Annotated in this window: 21 protein-coding genes; 9 read left to right on the top strand and 12 right to left on the bottom strand. The window is 55.2% G+C overall.

Going from position 1 to position 22,772, the window contains the following annotated elements; genetic code table 11:
* Positions 1-6: 6 nt before the first annotated feature.
* Complete coding sequence (locus ACM6IO_RS03570; protein WP_414910958.1) at positions 7-3,669, bottom strand: transporter substrate-binding domain-containing protein; 3,663 nt, start codon at positions 3,667-3,669, stop codon at positions 7-9.
* 71 nt (positions 3,670-3,740) lie between these two features.
* The gene (locus tag ACM6IO_RS03565) at positions 3,741-4,640 is read right to left on the bottom strand and encodes an EAL domain-containing protein (protein WP_414910957.1); all 900 of its coding nucleotides are present in this window, start codon (positions 4,638-4,640) and stop codon (positions 3,741-3,743) included.
* Positions 4,641-4,870: 230 nt separating this feature from the next.
* On the opposite strand from ACM6IO_RS03565, the gene ACM6IO_RS03560 reads away from it, so the two are divergent.
* The 5 genes from ACM6IO_RS03560 (at position 4,871) to ACM6IO_RS03540 (ending at position 12,254) form a co-directional block, all read left to right on the top strand.
* Positions 4,871-8,083, top strand: a complete 3,213-nt coding sequence (locus ACM6IO_RS03560) for an ATP-binding protein (RefSeq protein WP_414910956.1) — start codon at positions 4,871-4,873, stop codon at positions 8,081-8,083.
* 149 nt (positions 8,084-8,232) lie between these two features.
* Positions 8,233-9,447, top strand: coding sequence for an EAL domain-containing protein (locus ACM6IO_RS03555; RefSeq protein WP_414910955.1), 1,215 nt, complete (start codon positions 8,233-8,235; stop codon positions 9,445-9,447).
* 81 nt (positions 9,448-9,528) lie between these two features.
* Positions 9,529-10,560 carry a fimbrial protein gene (locus tag ACM6IO_RS03550; protein WP_414910954.1) on the top strand — a complete coding sequence of 344 codons (1,032 nt, stop codon included), beginning with the start codon at positions 9,529-9,531 and terminating at the stop codon, positions 10,558-10,560.
* A gap of 109 nt (positions 10,561-10,669) precedes the next feature.
* Positions 10,670-11,680, top strand: a complete 1,011-nt coding sequence (locus ACM6IO_RS03545) for a fimbrial protein (protein WP_414910953.1) — start codon at positions 10,670-10,672, stop codon at positions 11,678-11,680.
* 292 nt (positions 11,681-11,972) lie between these two features.
* Positions 11,973-12,254: an excalibur calcium-binding domain-containing protein gene (locus tag ACM6IO_RS03540; protein ID WP_414910952.1), complete on the top strand. Its 282-nt coding sequence runs from the start codon at positions 11,973-11,975 to the stop codon at positions 12,252-12,254.
* Positions 12,255-13,774: 1,520 nt separating this feature from the next.
* Here the strand turns inward: ACM6IO_RS03540 and ACM6IO_RS03535 are convergent.
* The 6 genes from ACM6IO_RS03535 to ACM6IO_RS03510 are packed head-to-tail and all read right to left on the bottom strand — an operon-like array spanning position 13,775 to position 17,439.
* Positions 13,775-14,824 (bottom strand): tyrosine-type recombinase/integrase, encoded by a 1,050-nt coding sequence (locus ACM6IO_RS03535; RefSeq protein ID WP_414910951.1) that lies wholly within the window; start codon positions 14,822-14,824, stop codon positions 13,775-13,777.
* A gap of 1 nt (position 14,825) precedes the next feature.
* Positions 14,826-15,068: a DUF4224 domain-containing protein gene (locus tag ACM6IO_RS03530; protein ID WP_414910950.1), complete on the bottom strand. Its 243-nt coding sequence runs from the start codon at positions 15,066-15,068 to the stop codon at positions 14,826-14,828.
* Positions 15,069-15,113: 45 nt separating this feature from the next.
* Entirely contained in the window at positions 15,114-16,073 is a 960-nt protein-coding gene (locus ACM6IO_RS03525; protein WP_414910949.1) for a hypothetical protein, read from the bottom strand.
* A gap of 52 nt (positions 16,074-16,125) precedes the next feature.
* Positions 16,126-16,443, bottom strand: a complete 318-nt coding sequence (locus ACM6IO_RS03520; protein ID WP_414910948.1) for a hypothetical protein — start codon at positions 16,441-16,443, stop codon at positions 16,126-16,128.
* A complete protein-coding gene (locus ACM6IO_RS03515) occupies positions 16,440-16,802 on the bottom strand; it encodes a hypothetical protein (protein ID WP_414910947.1) in 363 nt (120 codons plus the stop codon). Before ACM6IO_RS03515 ends, ACM6IO_RS03520 begins: the two co-directional genes overlap by 4 nt.
* Positions 16,803-16,851: 49 nt before the next feature.
* A complete protein-coding gene (locus tag ACM6IO_RS03510) occupies positions 16,852-17,439 on the bottom strand; it encodes a hypothetical protein (RefSeq protein ID WP_414910946.1) in 588 nt (195 codons plus the stop codon).
* 176 nt (positions 17,440-17,615) lie between these two features.
* On the opposite strand from ACM6IO_RS03510, the gene ACM6IO_RS03505 reads away from it, so the two are divergent.
* Together ACM6IO_RS03505 and ACM6IO_RS03500 are read left to right on the top strand one after the other, a co-directional pair.
* Positions 17,616-17,819 (top strand): hypothetical protein, encoded by a 204-nt coding sequence (locus ACM6IO_RS03505; protein WP_223538737.1) that lies wholly within the window; start codon positions 17,616-17,618, stop codon positions 17,817-17,819.
* A 172-nt stretch (positions 17,820-17,991) separates the two neighbouring features.
* Positions 17,992-18,288 carry a hypothetical protein gene (locus ACM6IO_RS03500; protein ID WP_223538738.1) on the top strand — a complete coding sequence of 99 codons (297 nt, stop codon included), beginning with the start codon at positions 17,992-17,994 and terminating at the stop codon, positions 18,286-18,288.
* Between the two features lie 43 nt (positions 18,289-18,331).
* Here the strand turns inward: ACM6IO_RS03500 and ACM6IO_RS03495 are convergent, their stop codons facing one another.
* Together ACM6IO_RS03495 and ACM6IO_RS03490 are read right to left on the bottom strand one after the other, a co-directional pair.
* Entirely contained in the window at positions 18,332-18,625 is a 294-nt protein-coding gene (locus tag ACM6IO_RS03495; RefSeq protein WP_223538739.1) for a hypothetical protein, read from the bottom strand.
* Positions 18,622-19,212 carry a hypothetical protein gene (locus tag ACM6IO_RS03490; RefSeq protein WP_414910945.1) on the bottom strand — a complete coding sequence of 197 codons (591 nt, stop codon included), beginning with the start codon at positions 19,210-19,212 and terminating at the stop codon, positions 18,622-18,624. The genes ACM6IO_RS03495 and ACM6IO_RS03490 overlap by 4 nt, the downstream gene beginning before the upstream one ends.
* 597 nt (positions 19,213-19,809) lie before the next feature.
* Here ACM6IO_RS03490 and ACM6IO_RS03485 point away from each other — a divergent pair.
* Positions 19,810-20,163, top strand: a complete 354-nt coding sequence (locus ACM6IO_RS03485; RefSeq protein ID WP_414910944.1) for a hypothetical protein — start codon at positions 19,810-19,812, stop codon at positions 20,161-20,163.
* Here the strand turns inward: ACM6IO_RS03485 and ACM6IO_RS03480 are convergent.
* Positions 20,154-21,836 carry a DNA cytosine methyltransferase gene (locus ACM6IO_RS03480; protein ID WP_414910943.1) on the bottom strand — a complete coding sequence of 561 codons (1,683 nt, stop codon included), beginning with the start codon at positions 21,834-21,836 and terminating at the stop codon, positions 20,154-20,156. The genes ACM6IO_RS03485 and ACM6IO_RS03480 overlap by 10 nt on opposite strands.
* A gap of 27 nt (positions 21,837-21,863) precedes the next feature.
* Positions 21,864-22,151, bottom strand: coding sequence for a hypothetical protein (locus tag ACM6IO_RS03475; protein ID WP_414910942.1), 288 nt, complete (start codon positions 22,149-22,151; stop codon positions 21,864-21,866).
* An 84-nt stretch (positions 22,152-22,235) separates the two neighbouring features.
* Between ACM6IO_RS03475 and ACM6IO_RS03470 the strand changes: the two genes are divergently transcribed.
* Positions 22,236-22,772: a hypothetical protein gene (locus ACM6IO_RS03470; protein WP_414910941.1), complete on the top strand. Its 537-nt coding sequence runs from the start codon at positions 22,236-22,238 to the stop codon at positions 22,770-22,772.

The raw sequence follows: 22,772 nt of genomic DNA, 5'->3' as shown, positions 1-22,772 counted from the left end.
TTTTTGTCACTGGGGTTTGGTGAAGGCCTTTTCTATCAGCAGCAGTTCTTTGTCCACTTCGGCCGTTTTGCCGGTCAGTTCCTCGAAGCTGCCTTCGACACAGGCCAGGTCCATGGCTTTGCATAACTCGATCAGGCGGGTGTTGCGCATGATCGCTGCGCTTCCGCGAATGCGATGGGACAGTTGCATCAGTGCATTGATGTCCATGTGTTCGTTGAGTTGGCGCAGTTCCTCAAGGTCCCGGCGGTTGCTTTTCAGCAGTTCCCCGAGCAGTTGCTCGACGACGACGGGGTTGCCCATGCTGATTTTGCTCAACGTGTCGATCGCTTCGGCGTAGCCCTCGGGCATGTCGGCGAGGGCGTCGCAGGCAGGCACAAACACCTCGTTTGAGGGCGCTGTCGCGACCGCTGGAATCAAGGCGTTCAATCGCTCTTCCAGCACGCCGAGGCTGGCGGGTTTGATCAGGCAGTCACGCATGCCGGCGCTGATGCAACGATCGATTTCCTCTTGCTGTGCGTCAGCGGTAAGACCGAGGATCGTGAGGCGAGGGCGCTGCCGCTCGTGTTCTTCCTTGCGAATCGCCAGGGTCAACTCGACGCCGTTCATGACCGGCATGTGGTAATCAGTGATCAGCAGATCGAACGAATGCTGCCGCCAGAATTGCAGCGCTTCGAGGCCATTTTCCGCCTCTACCGCCGTGCAGCCGAGGAACTCCAGTTGCGCACGCAGCATCTGCCGGTTGAGGGTGTTGTCATCGACGATCAGCACGTGGGCGATTTTTCTCGGCGCCTGCCGGGGCTTGGCAACAAGCACGTCATCCATCAAAGGAAGCGGTTCAAGCGTTTTCAGTTTGAGCGTGACATTGACCGTACTGCCGTGCCCCAGCGCACTGTGCATTTCCAGGCGTCCGCCCATCATTTCGCACAGTGAGCGCGAGACGACCAGACCCAGCCCGCTTCCGCCTTGGGCGTTGAGTGTCGATTGCGCCACCTGTGCGAAAGGGCGGAACAACAACTGCAGGTTCTCATCGGAGACACCCGTTCCGGTGTCGGTGACCTGCAATTGCACATGCAACATACGCGAGGCATCGATATGGGTGGTGATGCGGATGGCCACGCTGCCTTCGTCAGTAAACTTGATCGCGTTGCTCACAAGGTTCGACAGGATCTGCTTGAAGCGCAGAGGGTCCACCAACACGTCCCGAGTAGTGCCGGCGTCGATTTCCAGCAGCAGTTTGAGGTTTTTCTGCCGTGCCAGACCCTCAAAGACCCGCGCCACAGGCTCGACCAATTCCTTGAGGCTGCAACGTCTTGGCGAAAAGCTCAGACGACCGGATTCGATCCTCACGATGTCCAGGGTGTTGCCCAACAGTTCGAGCAGGTTTTTAGCCGAGTCGTAAGCCACGTCAATATTGTCACGATCCAGCACGCCTTGATCGGCACGCTTGAGTGCAAGCTCCAGTGTGCCGATCACTGCGCTCATCGGCGTTCTGATTTCATGGCTCATGGTCGCCAGAAACTGGGTCTTTGCCAGGCTGGCTTCGTCGGCGTGCTCTTTTGCCTGTTGCAGATCCTGGATCAGTCGGCGGTGCTCGGACACGTCCTGCCATCCGCAGATCACACCTTTGATGCTTCCCGAAGAATCACGGAACGGCTGTATCCAATGCTCGATACTTCGGCTGTTGCCGGCAATTGAGATTTCGTACTGCTGCTCAAGGGGAGTGCCGGTTTCCATTGCGAGCAGGTAGCTGTTGTGCAGCGCCAGGGCCATTTCAAAATGCTCGATTGGCATTTCCAGTGCAGTCTTGCCCAACACGTCGGCCTGACGCAGATTCATGACCTCTTCATAACTGCGACTGCACGACAGCAAGCGACCTTCCAGGTCGCGGACATAGATGGGAATCGGCATGGAGTCGTTCAGGGTTTGCAGAAACTCCAACTGATCGTTGAGCGCTTTTTCGGCCGCCACACGACGTCGAATCTGCCGGCGCAACTGGAAAATTCTCAGCATCGAGATCGCCAGCACAAACAGCGCGCAACCGACGATTTCAAGAATCACCCGCGAATAGTCGCGCCAGCTCTGTCCGCTCATTGCGGCGTTGGAGCGCCAGCGCGCCGTCAGCGCGTTCAGCTCATCCGGTGGAATACTCAGGATCGCCTTGTCCATGATCGATTGCAGTTCGGTGTCGCCGCGGCGCATGGCAAAGCTCGCCGTTGCGTCTTCGCCGTCGAGGATCGCCGAGATACGCAGTTTTTGTTCGTACAGGCGAGCGGTGTAATAGCGGGCCATGGACAGGGCCATCACCGCGGCATCGGCCTCGCCGCTGACCACCATGTTCATTGCTTCCAGATTATTGGCTGGTTGCAGCAGGACCACTTCCGGGTACTCCCGGCGCAGGCTGTTGATCAGCACGTGGCCCTTGGCAATCGCCAGGCGTTTGCCAGTCATGGCGTCCAGACCGAAAATGTCCCGGTGATCGACTGAAGTCACGAGGCTGAACGAGCTGGTAGCAAAAGGATGGCTGAATCGCAGTGTTTCCTGGCGTTCGGCACTGGGGGTCAGGAGCGCCAGATCCGCTTCGTTTTCACGCAGCGCATCCTGAACGCCCTGGAAGCTTGATGTGCGCAATATTTCGAAGCGCAGGCCGGTGCGCTGGGTGATGGTTTCGAAGAGGTCCGAGACCACGCCATTAAATCGACCGCGGGCATCGAAGTAGGCCGAAGGCGCCATGTCATCATTGATCATCAGGCGTGCAACAGGATGCCTGGCAAGCCAGCGTTTCTCCTGGTCCGACAGCGTCACCCGGTCTTCCGGTATCACCGTGCCGCCACCGGTCCAGCGTTTGACCAGATAGCTCATTTTCAAAGTGCCGAAAGATGACAGGGTGGAGTTGAGTATGTTCAAGAGCCGACCCTCATCGCCCCTGAGCAAAAAACCGTATCCGCCGGCGTCGAGCTTGATGAATTGCGAAAACTTCAGGAAGTTGAAAAAACTGTGATTGATCATGTAATGGGCGGAAAGCGAATCACCGATGTATCCGTCGAGCCCCTGAAACGCCACGGCGGCCATCGCCTGGATATTATTGTTGAAGGTGATGATCCGAGCCTCGGGATAGCGGCTGCGGAACAGCTCCGACGGGATGTAGTTTTTCGCCACGGCGATGGTCATGCCGCGCAGATCGTCCGGGACTGGACGGTTATCCCCGGGGCGTCGATACAACGAAGGCGCATTCACTGCATAAGGGATGCTCAGGGCGGTTTCCGGGTGATGATGTTCGTAGACACTGGAGCGGCTGATCAGATCAATTTCCCCGGCCTGCAACGCCGTCAGTGCTTCCTGGCGCGTAGCGAACCCCAGGACCTTGATTTCGATACCCAGTTGTTGCTTCAGCAGCGTGACGACATCGGCGCTGATGCCTTCGTAATCGCCATTGCTATAGATGACGTCGAGGGGCAGGGCGGACGTCCCCGGTACACCCAGCGTCAGACTGCGCCGTTCACGAAGCCAGGCCCAATCCTCGGGGGCCAGTTGCAACTTTTGCGGCTCGCTGGCCAATTGACTGGTCAGATGGAGATAGCCTCCGGCCGGGTCGGCGAGGGTTCGACTGCTCGCAATCAGCGAGCTCAGGCACACGAGAAGAAAAGTTAAAACGGATTTGGCGCTGAACATTGAATGTCTTCTTGGCAGGCAGGTGCCCGTGGTGGTGGAACTGCGAGATGCCGGGCAAGGCGTAGTGAGCATCACGCGCAGAGCGAGGTGTTTCGGGGCAGGGCGATGTATTGCAGGCAATAGTCGATGAACTGCTGCTCCGGCATCGGTCGGGCAATCGCAAAGCCTTGAACCATCGGGCAGCCCAGAGCTTCCAGTTCTTTCATTTGCGCGACGGTTTCCACGCCTTCGATAACCAGCGACAGGCCGAGGGTGTTTGCCAGTTGAATGGTGTTTTCCACCACGATCCGGCAGGAGGGATGAGAGTGCAGGCGTTGCACGAAAGAACCTTCCAGCTTCAACTCATTGAAGGGCAGGTCGCACAAGTGTTCGAGGGAGGAAAACGCGGTGCCGAAGTCGTTCATTGACAGGTTGCAACCGAGGATTCGCAGCTGCAACAGGTTCTTCAGGCAAGCCGGCGACAAGTGCATTGAGCCGGTTTCGGTGACTTCAAACGTGATTCGGCTGGCGGGGCATTGATACTGTTCAAGCCAATGACGGATCGTGTTGGAAAATGACTTGCAGCCCAGTTGCGAAGGTTGCAGGTTAAAGGCGAGTTCCATGGGAAAGCCGAACGCCGACAAGGTCCTTCTCAGCAATACGCCCTGTTCGAGCATTTCAAAAAACAGCTCGTCGATCAGGTTGTGGTGCTGTATCGCCGGTAAAAACTGCGACGGGCTCAATACTCCGCGCTGCGGGTGATTCCAGCGCGCGAGTACTTCGGCGCCAGTAATGGTGCCATCTTTCAGTGATAACTTCGGTTGGTAATAAGAGGCGAACTCATGATTACGCAGCCCCCGGCATATTTCGTATGAAGTGATAGCAGGCGGTGCCGCAACAAGTGGATTTGAAGATGGATTGCGATCTTTTTCTGCTGTCGACAATCGAGCGCGGTCGAGCAAATCCAGATTTTTCACACTCGAATTTTTCATGGACGCTCCAAGGTCAGAAACAGGTAAGAGAAACTGTTTGTGAACCTTGGCGCAGCTCAGGCAGACTGTCGGTCGGCGGTTTCTACAGCGCTTGTAGGATTAATCTTACAGGCTTCAATGACTCTGCTTTCATGGCTTGTCAGCACGCAAAGGGAGCGAAAACGCTTCTGTGGCGGGGGATTTTTTGATGGTTTACGGACGTGGCTTGATGCCGTCTGATTTGAGTTTTTATGCGTTATAGGCAATCAAGAGTAGGGCGGCTGGAAAAAATCTCCCTGCGTCTGGGTTTTGGTTTGATCGTTTCTTTTTTGTTGCTGCTGTTTTTTGTAGTTGTCGGCTATTGGGCAACTTACAAAGTAGTCAGGGGCGAACTTGTCAAAGTCAACTATCACTTTTTGAGACTGGTAGCGCGCGCCAACGATCACGAAACGTTTTTGTTGCGAGCAATAAAAGCCAGTGGTTCGGTTGATTACAAACCGGAGAAAAGCGTCGGCTATGTCTTTGATGAGCGTCCAATGGGCGACTTGCGCCTCTATGAGGGCAGGGCCTCACAGTTTTCGACCACGGTATCGGTTCTCGGGCCTGATCGCATCGACTTGCTGGTCAGTGGCGCGGTTGCTCGGGAACTGGATCAAGCTCGTGGCATGGCCAATGTCTACAGTGATTTCTGGGGTGGATCATCGTTTACCGCGCCTCAGATGTTTTTGTTCGATCTGGAAGATGGTTTTGATGTAGCGGTGCCCTCGATTGACGCGGAGCCTGCGGATTCAGAGCCCGCGTTGTTGCCGGTCATCGAAAAGGTCAAGGCAACTATTGCCAGGAATCCGCCCAAAAAAAGCGATTTGATTGTGCACTGGACACCCGGTAGACGCTTTCTGGCGGATGGCCGACGGGAACTGCTGGCCTATATCTCCGACCAATCCCATGAATACAGTGCAGATGGCCACAACCCCCCGGAAATAATCGTGGCGACCCTGCTGGAACTCAATGAGTTCAATGCCTTCGGCATCAGTATCGACAAGCAGTTTTACAATTTGCCCGCGTTTGAATCGATTGATTTGATAGCACCTGACGGTAGCGTGCTGGTCGGTTCACAGAACACTGATATTCGTGAATACGAAAACGGCCTGCACCTGACCACCTCCGGTCTGCTGATCAAGCGTAGTGCCGGCACTATTGGAACCTGGCAGGCGCTGTATTACATCAGTTATGAGCGACTTATTCACGACGCGAGATGGCCGCTACTGGGGCTGACGGGTTTGTTGATGGTGTGTGTGTTCGGTGGCTGGTGGCTGATTAACTGGTATCGGCGTCGTGTCCTGGTCCCTGCAAGTACGGACTATCGGGAGTTGTTGGTTAATCACGACTTTAATCATTCACTGCTGCAAACGGTGCCGCTGGCCTTGTGCGTTATAAGAGCGGAGGGTTTGGAGCAGGTCACCCAAAACGAGCTGTTTACCGAGTGGCTCGGTGATGCCGGAGATCTTCACGACTTGATGCGCGACTGGCCTATGTTCGACCAGGATCAGGCGCTCTCGGGTGAAGGTTGCCTGATGACGGTTGAACGATCGCTGCATGTTCGTTTTGCCCCGACAGATTATCAGGGCGAGCGGGTTTTGCTGTGCACCTTCACGGACATCACTTCCCATCGCGAGGCGGCGGCAACTCTGGTGTTTGCGCGCAAGGCCGCGGACGCGGCCAACGAAGCAAAAAGCAACTTCGTGGCAACGATCAGCCACGAAATTCGCACGCCGCTTTACGGTGTACTTGGAACGCTCGAATTACTGGGCATGACAGAACTGGAAGAGCGACAACGAGCCTATCTCGCGACGATAAACAGTTCCTCCGACGTTCTGCTGCATTTGATCAGCGATGTCCTGGATCTGTCGAAAATCGAAGCAGGACAACTGGTGCTTGAGCCGATCAAATTCAATCCGCTGGACCTTATCGAAGACATCATTCGCCTCTTCGCAGGTACCGCTGCGAGTAAGGGCTTATCGCTTTTTTGTTGCATCGATCCGGCCCTGCCTCAAGAGGTATCAGGGGACAGTCTTCGTATTCGGCAAATCATCAGTAATCTGCTGAGCAATGCAATCAAGTTCACCGACAGTGGGCAGGTAGCGGTTTTTGTGGCTGTGACCCACAACCCTAATGGTCAAGTCGGATTGGAGTGGCGAGTCGTCGATTCCGGGCCGGGTATTTCACCAGCTCACCAGGAGCGCTTGTTCGAGCGTTTTTTCCAGGCCAACAGCAAGCAACACACGATCAAGGGCACAGGGTTGGGCCTTCCCATATGTTCCATGCTCAGCCAGATGATGGGCGGAACCCTCAGGGTCAGCAGTCAAACGGGAGAGGGCAGCGAGTTCACTTTCGCGTTAACGGTGGATGTCCTGAAACCGGCGATGATCCCTGTGTCCGATCAACTGTTATCCGGTAAGAACGTATTGGTGCGCACGCCGTACCCGGCATTGACGCAGAGTCTGACTGCATGGCTGGAGCGTCTGGGCGTGATTGTTTCGACTCAAGTCCAGGCATTCCACGATGCGCTATTGGAAGTCATGCCTGAACAATTGCCAGTGCTTGATTGGGGGGGCGTCAAAGTCTTTGCCCAGCATGACTTCAGTGAAGTGCCGCAAGTCATTGGCAAAGATATTCTGGTCAGTCAGCACAGCCTCTCGGGCATGCGCCAGGCCCTCGCCATGGCCGTCACCGGTGCCATGCCCGAGCCCATTGTCAATGCAATCGCCCCCGATAAACGTCATTTGGGCCTTAACGTGCTACTGGCTGAAGACAGCCCGGTCAATCAGCGGTTGATGAAAGAGCAACTGCAAGCCATCGGTTGTACGGTCGAGGTGGCATCGAATGGTATTCAAGCGCTGAAAGCTCTTGAACACGGACGCTATGACCTGATCGTCACTGACGTCAACATGCCCGTCATGGACGGTTATGACTTTACGGAGTCCGTAAGACAGCGGGATCTGGAGATACCCATAATCGGCGTTACTGCCAATGCATTGCGAGAGGAAGGCGAGCGCTGCATACATGCTGGCATGAACAATTGGTTGACCAAACCCATCGACATTCAGGGCCTTTACTTGAGCCTGAAAAGTACGATGAATCAGCCAGTGCTCGACCACGCACAAGTGATCGAGGCTACGGGCCCTCAAGACCGGATTCAGATTCCAGAGCGCATGGTTGAACTCTTTATGCTCACCATTCGTGAAGATTTGAGCGGATTGAAATCCGCGATGAACGAAGCCGACGCTGCAAAAACCGTTAGATTGTTGCACCGGATTCGTGGCGCTCTTGCGGTCGGCAAAGCCAAAAGCCTCATTGTTCTTTGTCGAGAAGTGGAGAGATTGGTCGAGAGCTCTGGCCACGATTGTGCAGTCGAAGTCGATCAGTTTGTTCGGCGCGTGGAACAAGCTATCCGCGCGAACTGAGGCATGCTCAACGGCTCATATTGCATTGGGGTCTCGCCAGAGAAATTCATCGACGTAAGATTTATCCTCGCGAATGTCAGATATTTCCTAATTAGATTTGTTTCAGCTTTAGGCAGGATGGTTCGCCCCCCATCACTGAGCTGATTTCCATGAAGCGTCTTCCTCTACGTGTACTGGTGCTCGAAGATCATGATTTTCAGCGTTCAGTCGCGGTCAGCATGCTGCGCCAGCTTGGCTGTCAGGAAGTTTTCGAGGCTGTAGATGGCGTCCAGGCACTCGATGTTTTACACAAAGTGGGCAAGGTAGACATTGCCCTCTGTGACTTGTGTATGGACGGCATGGATGGTCTGGAGTTTCTTCAGCGAGTCGGACGCTCGGGGCTCGTAGGCTCTGTGATCATCAGCAGCTCGCTGTCCGCCGACCTGCGTCGGGCGGTGCAGCAGATCGTGTCGTTGTTGGGGCTGGAAATGCTCGGTGATGTCGGTAAGCCGCTGCAGGCGCCTGTTCTGGATGTCTTGCTGAAAAAGCACTTGCGTGGTTCGGATGTTGTGCCGCCAGTTCGCGCGCCTGTTGAATTGGCCAGTGAAGATGAGGTTCGTCGAGCGCTACGCGAGCAACAGCTGAAAGCCTGGTATCAGCCCAAGGTGAATCTGAGTACCGGGGAGGTGAAAGGCGTGGAAGTGCTGACGCGATGGCAGCATCCTGCTTCAGGCATTCTGTCCCCGGCGGTGTTCATGCCAGTGCTGGAACGATGCGGATTACTTGATGAGTTGTTATTCGCACAAATGGATACTTCGCTGCGCCTGCAACAACAAGCGCGCAGCGATGGCTTTGTATTAAACCTGGCGTTCAACCTGCACGTAACGCAACTGACCAATAGCGACCTCACATCAATCGTCAAACGCATTCTGCAGTTTCACAATGCGGCGGGTTCCAGCCTGACTTTTGAACTCACGGAAAGTGGGTTGCTGGAAAGTCCAGTCACTAGTCTGGAAACCCTGGTGCGGTTACGAATGATGGGCTGCCAGTTGTCGATCGATGACTTTGGGGCGGGATTCTCGTCGTTGCAGCGGTTATGTCAGTTGCCATTCAACGAGATCAAACTCGATGGCGAATTTATCCGCACTCTCAAACATGAGCCACGCTGCCGGGCAGCCATCTCCAGTACTTTGGCGCTAGGTAAAAGCCTGGGAATGTCGGTGGTGATCGAGGGCATTGAGAATAAAGAAGAACATGACCTGTTACTGGAGCTGGGTTGCACTTCTGGGCAAGGCTATTTCTACGCCCGCCCGATGAGCGGTGAGGATCTGTTGCGCTGGTTGTCGGCGCGCGCAGGGTCTGGAACGAAAGCCGAAATGAAGTAGATTTATGGAGGCCGGAGCAAATCAAGAAAGACATACGGTCCGCTTCGACTGGACAATGGGCAGTAACGGTATTAGAACTTTATGAGAGCATTATTTATAGCATGTGCATTGTTTAGCGGTAATTTACTTGCTGCCACAAGCTGTACATTCGACAGCGTCACGATTCCTATACTTGGTGGCCTTTCGCTGGTGGCTAGGGAGGCCGCTTTGCCGACGATGATTTCAAACTCTTGGCATGAAATTTCAGGAGTAAAGGGGTCATGTGCAGGCGCTCAAGCAGGAACAGGATCATCCTATTTCACCATTATCATACGTCCTGGGGCTACTGTGACAGCACAAGAATTCACCTTTCAAGGAGGCGTATATAAAATAATCAACACAAGCATCAAGGGTGTTGGCATGATTGTGGCTACTCAACTTAGGAATAGCGGTTATTATAGGCCTCTCACGTTAGGTGAATATGTACCAGATGGAGGGGTGGTTGGAGTCACGCCCGTTGATTCGATGATGAGCTATCGAGTTCGCTTTGTTGCCACAGAAATTCTGCAACCGGGAATAATAAACATCCCGGCAACCATTTTAGTGAGCCACGGCATACACATACGTTTCGAAAGTAAATATTACGGCTGGGGATACATATGGGCTCAGGCAGCGACTCTCAATGTGACGTACCCTAGCTGTAAGTTGAGCGTGCCAGGGGCTGTGAAGTTGCCGAAATTAGATATTGGATCCTTGGTTAATGCAAAAGCGACGGCCGGGGAAACCCCTTTTTCTATCGATTTAGATTGCGGAGCGGGTACATCAAGCGTAAGTGCGAAATACACCCTGACCGATATTTCATTCCCCACAAATACCTCATCGGCGCTAGGATTGGCGAAAGTACCGGACTCCGCATCAGGTTTTGCTATTGAGGTTCTGGAAAACGGTTTGCCTGTAGGTTTCGGTCCTGATTCATCAGCGATAGGCACTATCAACCAACGAGACTTCGGAAACATCACAAGTGCCGGCGGGCGTCTACGCAAGACATTTACTGCTCGTTATATTAGGGCTACCCCCCCGTTTGTTGCTGGAAAAGTAAACGCGGGAATGACCATCACAATGTCTTACCAATAAAGACTCGGCACCCGATTTCACGACCGACCCATTGTGGAGACAGTGAGGTCAGCGTACAGCTATGACCCCAGCAAAGCTGAATGCCTAGACTACCTTTGGCCGGAGCCTTATGAGAACATTGCTTTTAGTATCTGCAATTTTTAGCGGTAATTTACTTGCTGCAACAACCTGTACATTCGACAACGTCACAATTCCTACGCCTGCTCTTTCGCTGGCGGCTAGGGAGGCCGCTTTGCCGACAGTCATTTCGAACTCTTGGCATGAGGTTTCAGGAGTCTTCGGGAAATGTATTGACTATCCATTAAAAGCCGACTTCTACTCGCTCGCGAATAGTTTGCTTACTAATACGGCAAAAACGTTAAACTTTGAAGGAAGCGAGTATGCTATTTACAACTCAGGTGTCAAGGGTGTTGGCATAATTATGGCCGCTGGCCATTGGAGTTCACCTCATGTGCCTTTCATGTCATCTGAAATTAAAATATGGTCTTCCAATACTGAATTCAATAGTCCTTTTGTGGAAAGTAGGTTTCGAATTCGCTTTGTTGCCACAGAACTCCTTCAGCCGGGAATAATAAACATTCCACCCGTCACAGTCATGCGGCACGGTATCCACCTGCCTGGTAATTATTATGGCTGGGGATCGATAACGACTCAGGGAGCGACTCTCGATGTGAAATACCCTAGCTGTAAGCTGAGTGTGCCAGGGATTGTAAAACTACCGAAAGTAGATATTGGATCCTTGGAGAATGCAAAAACGACGGCCGGGGAAACCCCTTTTTCTATCGATTTAGATTGCGGGGCGGGCGCCTCAAGCGTAAATGCGAAATACACCCTCACCGATATTTCATTCCCCACAAATACCTCATCGGCGCTAGGATTGGCGAAAGTACCGGACTCCGCATCAGGTTTTGCTATTGAGGTTCTGGAAAACGGTTTGCCTGTAGGTTTCGGTCCTGATTCATCAACGATAGGCACTATCAACCAACGAGACTTCGGAAACATCACAAGTGCCGGCGGGCGTATACGCAAGTCATTTACTGCTCGCTATATTAGGGCTACCCCACCCTTTGTTGCAGGCAAAGTAAACGCGGGAATGACAATTACAATGTCTTACCAATAAAGACTCGGTACCCGATTTCGCGACCGGCCCATTGTGGTGGCAGTGAGGTTGGCGTACAGCTAGACACCGGCAAGGCTTGAAGCCTGGCCACTGATTTGGCGGCACTCGCTGAAGGTGCGGTGGCAGCTTGGCGTTCTACTTTTCCAGCAGGCGCCGTTGATTCCTATCCGTGTTCCTCGCGATAGTTATCCTCGCCCGGCGTTAACCGGCAGGCTGTATGTGAATTTGTGGGTTACGCTGGAAAGCAGGCAACGTGAGAACGCAAACGGTCTCTCATCATGGATGGATCAAGATGAAACTGATTTTGGTTGTGCTTGTTGTTGGTCTGTTGGCTTGGAAGCTTTCCCCTGAATTACAGTCCTGGGCTGAGGCTCGGCTATCGACGCCCCAAATCATCTCTACGGTCGTGGCTGTGCCGAAGCCTGTTTCGGCTCCAGTCAAATGCGATGGGCGCAAATACTGCTCGCAGATGACCTCGTGCGCAGAGGCCAAAAGCTTTCTGCAAAATTGTCCAGGAATGAAAATGGATGGCGACAATGACGGAGTCCCCTGTGAGATGCAGTGGTGCCGGTGACATTCGCCGTTCAGCAGCAGGCTGGTAGGTGGAAGAGGGGTTAGGCTGTTGCTTTGGATGCCAGCTCGCACTTGGCGGCCAGGTTAGGCAGGTTTGAGTCGTCGGCTTGAAGCCTTCCGCGTTCGGGTAGTGAGCAAGGTCATGCCCATGCGGGTATTCCTCGAACGAACCATGGAAAGGCCAATTCATCTTCCAGTCCGCTCAGGTGGTGTGAGCATCCATCCCGTCACCCCAATAATCGGTTCCACCTCCCACGCTCAGGCAATGCCTGACATTCGACTTCTGGTCGTACGCCAGTTCGGAGTGCTCATCGTCACGCCAGGCCTTTCGATACAGCGCCGGGTGCGATTGAATGAGGCGATCATGGGTTCACCTGCGCGCCGAGATCTTCGACTGCAAACACGATGTCCCGGCAGTAACCGTCCTCGCCATCCATTGATGTAATGACGATAGTCGTGATGCTTGAGCACGGTCTTGAGCAGGTGGGCTATGTAACCGCGTCCGCCATCTGGCGTGTTCAGGTCAACGCCAGGCTCGACCGGTTTGTTTTCTGTTGGCATGGAGGAGCCTTGGCCGGTGTTCGGCTACAGTGAGTTGGTCATCGAAATGGAGATCGGACATGCAATGCTTAATTTGCCAAGCTGTTTCTAAAATTGTTCACACGACAGGATGCTGGTCCGAGGTCAAATGCTCGGCCGGATGTGGACACTTCAGGGTCTCAGCAAACCTTGTTGCGAAGATGAAGTTCAAGAACGAACTCTTTGACGTTGAACGAACAAGGCAATGGCTCGGGATGGCTCGGAACGAGGGGCCAGTGCCGTTGATATCGACCTACGATTACAACGTTTCCTTATTGCACCGTGCCACTAAAGAGCGATCTGGCAGCTCGGCGAGTCGTTCTAGGACTTCGATCGCTTCGGAATAATTGACTTTGTATATTGGTCCGCCGCTGCGTGGGCATGGGGTGTCCTATGCTGGGTCATGTCCGGGCGGTGGAATGTGGGAGCTGGGCGGTCAGGCGATGGCGGAAAGTGCGAGCAGGTCGTCGCCGGCTCGAGCAATGCCGGCGTGCAAGTCGACATTTCGACCTGCAAGCATTCCCGCGGCCTGAGTTTGGCGTCGCGATTCCTCCATGAAAGAAGGTCATCGCAGCAGTGGAAATGTGGTGTGCCACATGGGGGCATGAAGCAGTTGGCAGGACGCCGGAAGAGGGTCAAAGCGGGAAAGTTTGTAACGGCTACCAATTAGTTTTCTGACGCCTCGAAAAATCGCCGCCGATTCTCAAACCCCAGAAACGACAAAGCCCTGAATAATCAGGGCTTTGTCGTATCAAATATGGCGGAGGCGATGGGATTCGAACTCATGGACCTGTTACAGTCGACGGTTTTCAAGACCGCTACAAAGACGTAAGCGGGCCGATGCTCGTAGCGATTTTCCGTTCCATTACTTTCATTTTTCAGCACCTCTACAGACCGCATTCTACAAGGGGTCGGCTTTGAGTTCTGGAACTGTTTTTCCGGCTATTTTGATGGTTTGGCGATAGCGCCAACGCGACGGTAAACCCGCTCGGTGATGTCGCCTTTGGTGTGCCCCAGCAGTAAGCTTGCCTCGCCGACATCGATGATTTCCGACGCAGCCTTCGGCCTGATGTCTCGGAACTGAAATTCACCGATCTTCGTCGCCAGCAGTTCGTCGCCGATCTCGATTGCCGCCAGCTTCGCTTTTTCTCGAGCTATGTCCCAGCGCTTTCTCAGCATCGGCGCGGTCATCCGCTTACCGTGCCGACTCACAATCAGGTAGTTCGAGACGTGCTGGGCATTGCGCACAGTTATCTCGGCGATCAGCCGGCCCAGGCTATTCGCCTCTCCGGCAGTGGTCATCTGAATACGCAGTTTTTTGTGCGTCTTGTTCTGCTGCACCCCCAAATATCCCCCCTCTGCATCGTCCTTTCGCATCACCAGGACATCTGCCGGTCGCTGCCCGGTCAGATAGGCCAGGTCCATCGCGTCTTTCAGCTCTTGAGCTGCCTTCTTGTAAACCGCATCCCAAACCACATCATTCGCGTAATAGTCCCTCGGCGTTTCCTTGTTTTTGCGTACGCCCTGGCACGGGTTCTCCTTGGTCGTAAGCCCCCACTCTCGGGCGATGTTGAACACGTGGGAGAGGGTGGCAATTTCCCGGTTCGCCCGGACCTTGGCCGTCCGAGCATCCCGATATCCGGCAATCGTTGCCGGGGTTATCGAGTCGATCGGGGCGCTGTCGAACATCGGCCGCAGCTGCTTGATCTCCGACAGGTTGTCTTTCTGAGTGCGTGGTGCCTTCTTCGAGACGATGTCGCGGATGTATCGGTCGAAGATGCCCTTCATAGTGCGCAAGTCAAGCGGCTTTTCCTTGGCTTCGAGTTCGGCCCATTTGATCCTGGCTTTGTCCAGGTCCTTGCCCAGCGGAATATCTTTACCGAGCAGGTCCCGGTAGTAGTAGGTCGTCCAGGTGCTGCCGTTTTTGCGTTGTCGAGATCTTTTGTACATCCGAGGGGGCAGATGGTGGTGCTCGGTCTTGCGGGGGCGCATATCAGTTCACTCGCGAGAAGTCTGGCGTCCATGCCGGTGCTGCCGGCGGCGGGTTAGGATCGGCGATGTTAGGAGAGAGCATGCCCAGCTTCATGCGGGCATACATCCGGCCAACGAGCGGGCGCTTGCCGCGGCTTTCCACGAACACCCAATGGCGATCTGTCAGCCAGCGCCGCTGGTAGGCCCTGGCCTTGTAGCCGGTGAGATCCGCCAGCTCTTCGTCCGAGAGAATTTCGGTTTCCATATTGATGCTCCATGCCGCGCGTGGCGGCAGAAGGTGGTGATAGGGTCAGGACAGCGGGGCGTACGTTTCGCCGCGTCGCTCAGCAGATGCCTTCCGGTACGTCTCGTTTGTGTACGGGGCGTCAGGCTCGCGGCGGATGAAGGTCATCGAGTAGGAAGCACCTTTCGCTCGGTGGGTGCTGGCGCAGTACTTCTCGATCAGATGCTGGGCGTCGTGCTTGTCGCCTTTCTCTGCCCGGCTGCCGGTACCAATCGTCCCGCCTTTCCAAGATCCTTTCTCCGGCCCGGTCTCGCCGTCAAAGGCGATATCCAGCTCGATGAACGTGCGAGTAGGGCGCAACGCACCGAAGTACTTCTTCACCCAGCCAGTGCCAATGCGATATACGCGCTTTTCCATGTGGCAATAGGCGCGGATCTCTTGGCCGTCATAATCCCGCAGCAGGAACACGTAGCGCGGCATCGTGTCCTTGATTGCGCCCATTTCCTTGTAGTCCAGGCGGACACCGTTTCGCTTTTCGATGTGCTCGACTCCATCGGCGTCGGATATGGCGTTCAGGACCAGATCCAATTCGCGCCATGGAAACGAGCGGTATCGAGATTTTGTGGTCCGAGAATCCCAAGTGCTCGGACCGAAGTTGGTGTGAATTCCGTGGGTGGTCAGATGAAAGCCGAATTGGCGAGAGTGGTACTCGTAGTAGTGAAGGTGTCCATGCTCTGCAATTCGCTTGGCTTGCGCCTCAGGGCTCAGGCTGGTGAAGGTGTGTTGTTCGGCCCACGGCTTGAGCAGGCGAGGGATCTTAATCCAGGCTGAGTACTTCCAAATCTGGATCACCAGTTTGTTGCCCGGATAATCGCCATCGTCGCCGGAGTTCAGCGTGACGCCCAGGACACTATCGCGCTGGCCTTTGTAGTACAGATCGATGAAGTTAAGCAGCACGAACTTGTCGTGCCACGGATTCGCCCGGAAAACGTTGCGGGACCACCAAGCTTTGATGATTTCGTACATGCAGGATTCCTCGCCCGCCGTACACCGGCAGGCTGTTGAGTAGGGGGAGGGGTTACTGCTGGATGAGTTCGGCGGGGACTTTGACCGTGGCGCCGCGCTTGGCGAAGACCACGGCGCGGAACACTGCGATGGTTCGGGTATCGCCGATCTGGCGGTTGAATGGGTCGTTCGTCGCGTCGGCCAGCCACGGGTGCCGGTGACCGATATCGACCCAGACGCCGTACTTCGTAATCAAATGCTCGGCGTCGGGCAGAGCGAAGAGATCCAGCTGGCCCGCGACGGGCTGCTGGTCAACCTCGATCGCGTTGATTGCCCAGTCCAGCGCCGGGCCGGTCAGTTCCTCGGTGCGGACGCTGACCATGAGGTTCATCGCGGGCGCGCCTTGGCTCGCTCGGCCAGCTCACAGTCGATTGCCAGCTTCAGCAGATTTCGTGTGGTCGGCCTGAAGGTTCCTGTGTCTGGATATCCCTCGGACTGGTGGCCATCTGGATGCGCTTCGAATGGCCCATGCCAACTCCAATTCATCTTCCAATCAGCCCACACGGTGTAGGCGTCCATGCCTTCACCCCAGTAGTCGGTGCCACCGCCAACACTCAGACAGTGCCTGACGCTTGAGCGCTGGTCGCATGCCAGTTCAGACAATTCATCGTCGCGCCATGCCTTTCCATACAGTGCGGGGTGGAGCTGAACGAGGCGCTGGCTGAGTTTCTTCTCGATTCGAGCTTTCATCGCCACGGCCCCTTGTAGCAGTACACGTAGGCAAACCAGGCTAGGGCGATCATGCTTCGGCCCTCGCTGCGGTGATCTCGTCGATAAGCGATTGCGGGAGCTGTGCGGCGAACTCGCCTTCTGTCCACGACAGGGGTTCAGACTGGCGGATCATCTCGTTCAGCAGTTCGAATGCCGCAAGCAGCTGGTCGTCGCGTATCTCGCCGTCTTCCGGCAGGTCATCGCAGAAATGGTCTGCCGGGTCGATTTGACTGGGATAGTTCGGTTCGCAGATGCAGAGCTGCAGGTCGGCCAGCTCGATATCGCTGTCGATTAGGTAGTCGCGCAGGCTGTCTTCATCGAAGAAGTATTGATCGCCATCGAAGATAACCAGCGGCTCTCCGGCCCACTCTTTGACCGGCATGGCTTCGAATTTTGCTTGCCGTCTTTGCTGGTGACACTCCTTGCAGTAGCTGTTCACTTCGTAAATCTGGTGATTTGGGTTCGCATCGCAGCGGCGGTGTGTCGCGCCGCAGTACCGAGCAAGGTTCTCATCTTCACCGAAAAAACGACCGCCAGAGGAAACCCAGCCGGTTACCGTTTTTAGGCTGGCCGCCTCCGGAGCGTCGAACATGATGATTGGCTTTTGTGCAGACATGACTTCGTCCTTGCCGCTATAGCGGCTGACTTTGAAGGGGGGGGGATGATTACCGGCGGTCCGGTAATTCGGAATTACTAAGTCGGTAGGCAATCCACCAACTGAGGCGCAGCAGTTTCTCGACTGTGGACATCGTTCGAGAGACGAACACTTCAACCTGTCTCGGGAGAATTTCTATGAGTCGGCGGGAAGAGTTTTTAGAGAGGGCGATAGAGCTTCATCATGAGTTCATAGAAGCGACATCTGGCATGCAGGCGATGATGCGCGAGAATAAGGCGGTGGGCCCGGCGTGGGACGCTGCTGTAGCGCGCCAAATAGCATCCCTTGATGCCTGGATGGAATTACCCCACAAGTATGAGGATCTCAGAGCAGATGACTAATTTCTGGAATCTCCGGGCAGCACCTGTCCCTTGCCGCTATAGGGGCTGATTTTGGAAGGAGGAGAGAGTTTCAATAATTAGAATTTATTGGCCTGAGTCATGGTCATGTTTCATTCTTTTGCACTGAACTATGGTTGTGCCTTATTTGTTCGCTGGCAGGAGGGACAACAAGATGCGTATCAGAGGCAGCGCCTTTTGGGCATGGGCAGATCCAACGCTTTACACCCGGACACATAGTGAAGAGCTCGACGATGGAACTCACTTTGACGTTCAAGTGAGGCTGTCTACTGCAGGCACTACTCAGTTGTTTATCGGGGTGTATGCCGCAACAGGCATGGCGCTCTATGAAGAAGCCGTTAACTGCCGACCTAGTGAGTCGATGACGCGTGCCTTGGCCTGGGGCGTTGGAAAAGCGCGCCGACTTGCTGAGCAGGAGCTGCGCCAACTGCCGATGCGATCGCAGGCGTGATTGCCAAATCCCGAGATGGAGTACAGATGTACTCCTCTTGAGCTCAGGCGGAGGCCTGTCCATGCTCCAGCTCGGAGGTGATGGACAGCATTTCGGCAAACAGCTTTTGCTGCTTCAAGTTTCGCTCTTCATAGATGGCTTGCAGGCTGCGATTCAAAGCGGCCAGCGCCGAATGGCGCGAAGTGTGAACCTGGCTTTCATGAAGCATGTAGGTCCGGCCTGGGCCTTGGTAGCACTTCGGCCAGGGCCGGTTACTCAGGCCGGCCCGCTGGTGCAACTTGATTTCCTCAACTCGTCGCATCCGGACGTTGATCATCCAGAGCTCGGCGCCGCTCATGGCTTCGCCTCGGGTGCTGCGTCGACTGCTGCGTGCGTTGCATTCCACTGTTCGAATGCTTCCTGCGTAGTGGTGGCTGTAATCTCTTCGCCGCAGGTGTAACAGTGGGCGACTCCACCGGACGCACCGACATCGCGATGACCTTGCTTGCAGGGGTTCATATGCCAGTCATCATCCCGCTCGGGTTCCGACACGGTGGCTTCAACCACCAATGTCTTCCCGCAGGAGTGGCAGAAGTGCATGCCGTTCTCTTCCGGACCGTCATCATGGAATGACCAGGTCACACCGCAGCCGCTATGCCAGATGCCGCTGTCGTCTTCCCGACTCCACTCGCAGGTGCCAGCGCGGTCATCAATCTGTTGATCCGCTGCATTCAGGCGCTGCTGTAGGGCTTGTTCGCGAGCTTTGACCTCCTCGAAGTGCTGCGCCAGCGTGCACGCGAAGTCGCCGGCCAGCCGCTCATTAATGTACTGACGGTAGTCGTGACGCTTGAGCACAGTCTTGAACAGGTTGTCGATGTAACCGCGTCCGCCATCTGGCGTGTTCAGGTCAAAGCCAGGCTCGACCGGTTTGTTTTCTGTGGGCATGGAGGGGCCTTGGCCGGTGTTCGGCTACAGTGAGTTGGTCATCGAAATGGAGATCGGACATGCAATGCTTAATTTGCCAAGCTGCTTCTAAAATTGTTCACACGACAGGATGCTGGTCCGAGGTCAAATGCTCGGCCGGATGTGGACACTTTAGGGTCTCAGCAAGCCTTGTTGCGAAGATGAAGTTCAAAAACGAATTCTTTGACGTTGAACGAACGAGGCAATGGCTCGGGATTGCTCGGCAGGAAGGCTCCGGACCGTTGATATCGACTTACGACTACAACGTTTCTTTATTGCATCGTGTCACTAAAGAGCGATCTGACCACTTGCCGAGTCGTTCTGGTAAACCAGTAGCGCCGGAATAGATGGGTTTCCTATTTCGCTCCGCTGAAGTGCCAACTACATCGCAGCGATGGTTCGGCGCCACATGGGGCGTCCTATGCCGGGTCATGCCCGGGCGGTGATTTTTGAGTTTGTGGACTGAAGGCAGCGCAAGCTGACATCATTAAATTCTTTGCAGAGGGAGCGATGGCGGTGGAGAGAAGGACTATTGGGATTATTTTGGCGTTTGGGCTCGTCGGGATTGTTGGAAAAGGGATGATTGATAGTCACAACAATCCATCCGCAAAAACCTTCTCTAGCTACAGTGTTGCTCAAGCACAGGTTGCGCCCGTTCAAACATCTCCCGCGAAGGAGGCAACCAAGGCTGAAGATTCTGAGTTCAACCATGATCTGTCGCATGCTCATAGCAGCCGCAACCTCTCCAAAGCGGATCTTGCATGGCATGCGCTGAATACCTACGGATGGGACTGCTCAGAAGTGATCTCGGAACACCAGCCAGCAGCAGAAAAGTTCTCAGTAATTACGTGCTCGAGCGGTTTGAAGCTTCGGGTTTATCGTCGAAGCGATGCGCACCCGATCATCCGCAACATGAAGGGCGGTTATGACTGAAGTTGCCGAAGAATTCTCAGCCCTATCCAGCGAACGACGGTGACCGCTTTGCTGTTCCCGATCGCCTTGTAGCGTGGGCCGTCGGCGTCGCGGACGTACCAGGCTTTACTTGTCTTCGCCTGGCGCACGTCCATTCCGTCGGCGATGCACTGTTCCGGTGTCTCATCGGCATCAAGCTTTCGCCATCCATCCCAAGGGATCAGCGTGTAGTCGTCCGGCATACCTTGAAGGCGCTCGCACTCTCGGGGGGTGAGGCGCCGAACACCAGCGTTGCTTTGGGTGATCGGTTGACCACGGCCTGTGCCGTCTTCGCTGCCGTCGAAGCCGTCGGCCTTCAGCGTGTGGGTTATGTCGCCGGTTATGCACACCGCGACCTGCCCACCACCGTTGGCGTGGCTACCAGAGTGATTCATCGCCCGCAGGGTGGGAGCTATCGAGCCCGCATCTGCGCCATGATCCTTGCAGGAGAAGGCGAGGACCGCGTTTTCCTGCCCGCTATTTCGGCCTAGCGCAAAGGCCGTTGAGTCACTGACTCCAGGGTCTTGAGTACCATGCACCACAAGCAGGCCAGATTCCGCATCCTGCTGCGTGGCACTGCCGGCGGCCTTACCGTTGGCGTTGAGCGTGCCGGCCACGATGAATGCTTCGGAGTCGGCGCGATGGCTGCTCTGTGCTTGGGCTCGCAGGGCCGGGGCAGTGATGGGGATATCGTCAAGCGAATACCCTCCGGACTTGCGAGCGCCGCCGGCGAGTGTCGGGGCGATGAAGAACGTTTCGCTTTCCATGTCCATACGGGTGTCTTTCGCTGTAAGCGTGGCTGAGCGCTCGACCGATCCTCCAAGGCTGTGGCCGCCGAACGCCGGGATGCCACCGAACATCGAAACCGCCGGCCCTTCGTCACCCTCGCAATTCACGCAGCCGTACGGTCCGAGTTCTTCGCCGAAGACGTGTCCACATCCGCACTGGAGCGCAGGGCCGAAAGGAGCTGTTCCGGTAACGTCTTGCCCCTCGCCTCGGCGCGGCGCAGTATCCCGGCGCACGCCTTCTCGCTCAAAAAGTACCTCGGTGGGATCGAATCCGTCTCGAGCACTTGCGACAACGAACACACGGCGGCGTCGTTGGGCCAGGCCGAAATATTGGGCGTCCAGGACCCGCCACGCGATTGTTCTTTTGGGTCCATACACACAACCAGCGTCCGGCCACCTTTTCCCTGAAGGCTGCAGTTCGCAGTCTTCCCCAGCAAGCGCGCCAAGAAAGCATCCGAAGGCGTTCCCTTTGTCGCTGAGGACGCCGGGGACGTTTTCCCAGACGATGACACAGGGGGGCTTTCGATCAATGGCGCGAACATAGTCAGTTGCATCTGCGAGCTCCACGTATTTGATGGTGAGGGCGCCGCGAGGGTCGAGCAGACCCTGGCGCATGCCGGCGACACTGAAGGCTTGGCAAGGGGTTCCGCCGACCAGCACGTCCGGCGCCGCGATTTTGCCTGCCAGGACCAGGGCTCCGAGCTTTGTCATGTCGCCGAGGTTCGGCGTGTTCGGGTAGTGGTGGGCCAACACCGCGCTGGGGAATGCTTCGATCTCGGCGAACCAGGTTGCGCGCATGCCGAGTGGTTTCCATGCAAGCGTTGCCGCCTCGATGCCGGAGCAGACCGAGCCGTAAGTGATTTCCATGCGGGGATCCTTGGCTGGTTGGAGGTGTCAGGATTTTTCGAATTCGCGAGAGTGCGACGGGAAGCTCAGGCGCTGCTGAATGCCAAGCATCAACGTGCTGACTTTGGTGCCTTTCAGGAACACCGTGGCCGGCGGCAGCTTCACGTCGCAGGGCAGTACCTGGTCGCCCAGGGCCAACGACTCTTCAACGTGCCGAGCCATTTCCGACCAGACGTGAATCTCCAGTCGAACCTCGGCGCGCACGGCCTCAATGATCCACATTGGAAGAGTGACCAGGCGCTCGTCGCGCGCAGCTGATGATTGTTGTGCGGACATAGGGGATCCTCGCCGGCTGGCGTGATTCGTTGAAGTGGGGTATTTGTGTTCGGCCCGGCATGGAGCCGGAATAAAGGGTGTGCTATGAAACAGCTCGTTCAGAAAAATGACTTGCCGGCCTACCTGAGAGGCCTAGCGGCAGCCTCTATGCTCGTTGTCAGCATGAGTACGCCAGTTATGGAGATAGCCTCGACAGTGAAATCGACCTATGAAATGGCTTATCTCGTGGAGAACTATGGTCAGTACATTGGTGAGGGCCCATACATGATCGAAAGTAAAGACGGTCATGAGTGGAAGGACGCGCCAATTCCAGATCCGGTAATCACGGGTTACGCATTTGCGTTCACCGTTTGTGCGAGGCTTGTTCGCTCAGGCAAAGAGATTGGTGGTCACCATTCCCTACGAAAATCTCTGGCTGGCTATGAATACATTCAAATGGATAGGCTAGATGATGATGCAATGGTCTCATCGATTCTTATAAAGATGCCGACCGATCCTGCGGAGCTTCAGGCACTTCGCGATCTTCTCGCCGAAACTACTGTCATGTTTTCGATAGATGATGGGTCTGGTTTTTTTCACCTTGGCAATACGATGATGGGAAATGGGATTTACCATTCCTGA

It is taken from the genome of Pseudomonas sp. IT-P44, from assembly GCF_949768225.1.
GTDB lineage: Bacteria > Pseudomonadota > Gammaproteobacteria > Pseudomonadales > Pseudomonadaceae > Aquipseudomonas > Aquipseudomonas migulae.
Note: the sequence above shows the minus strand (reverse complement) of the source record. Positions and strands in the feature narration are given on the sequence as shown.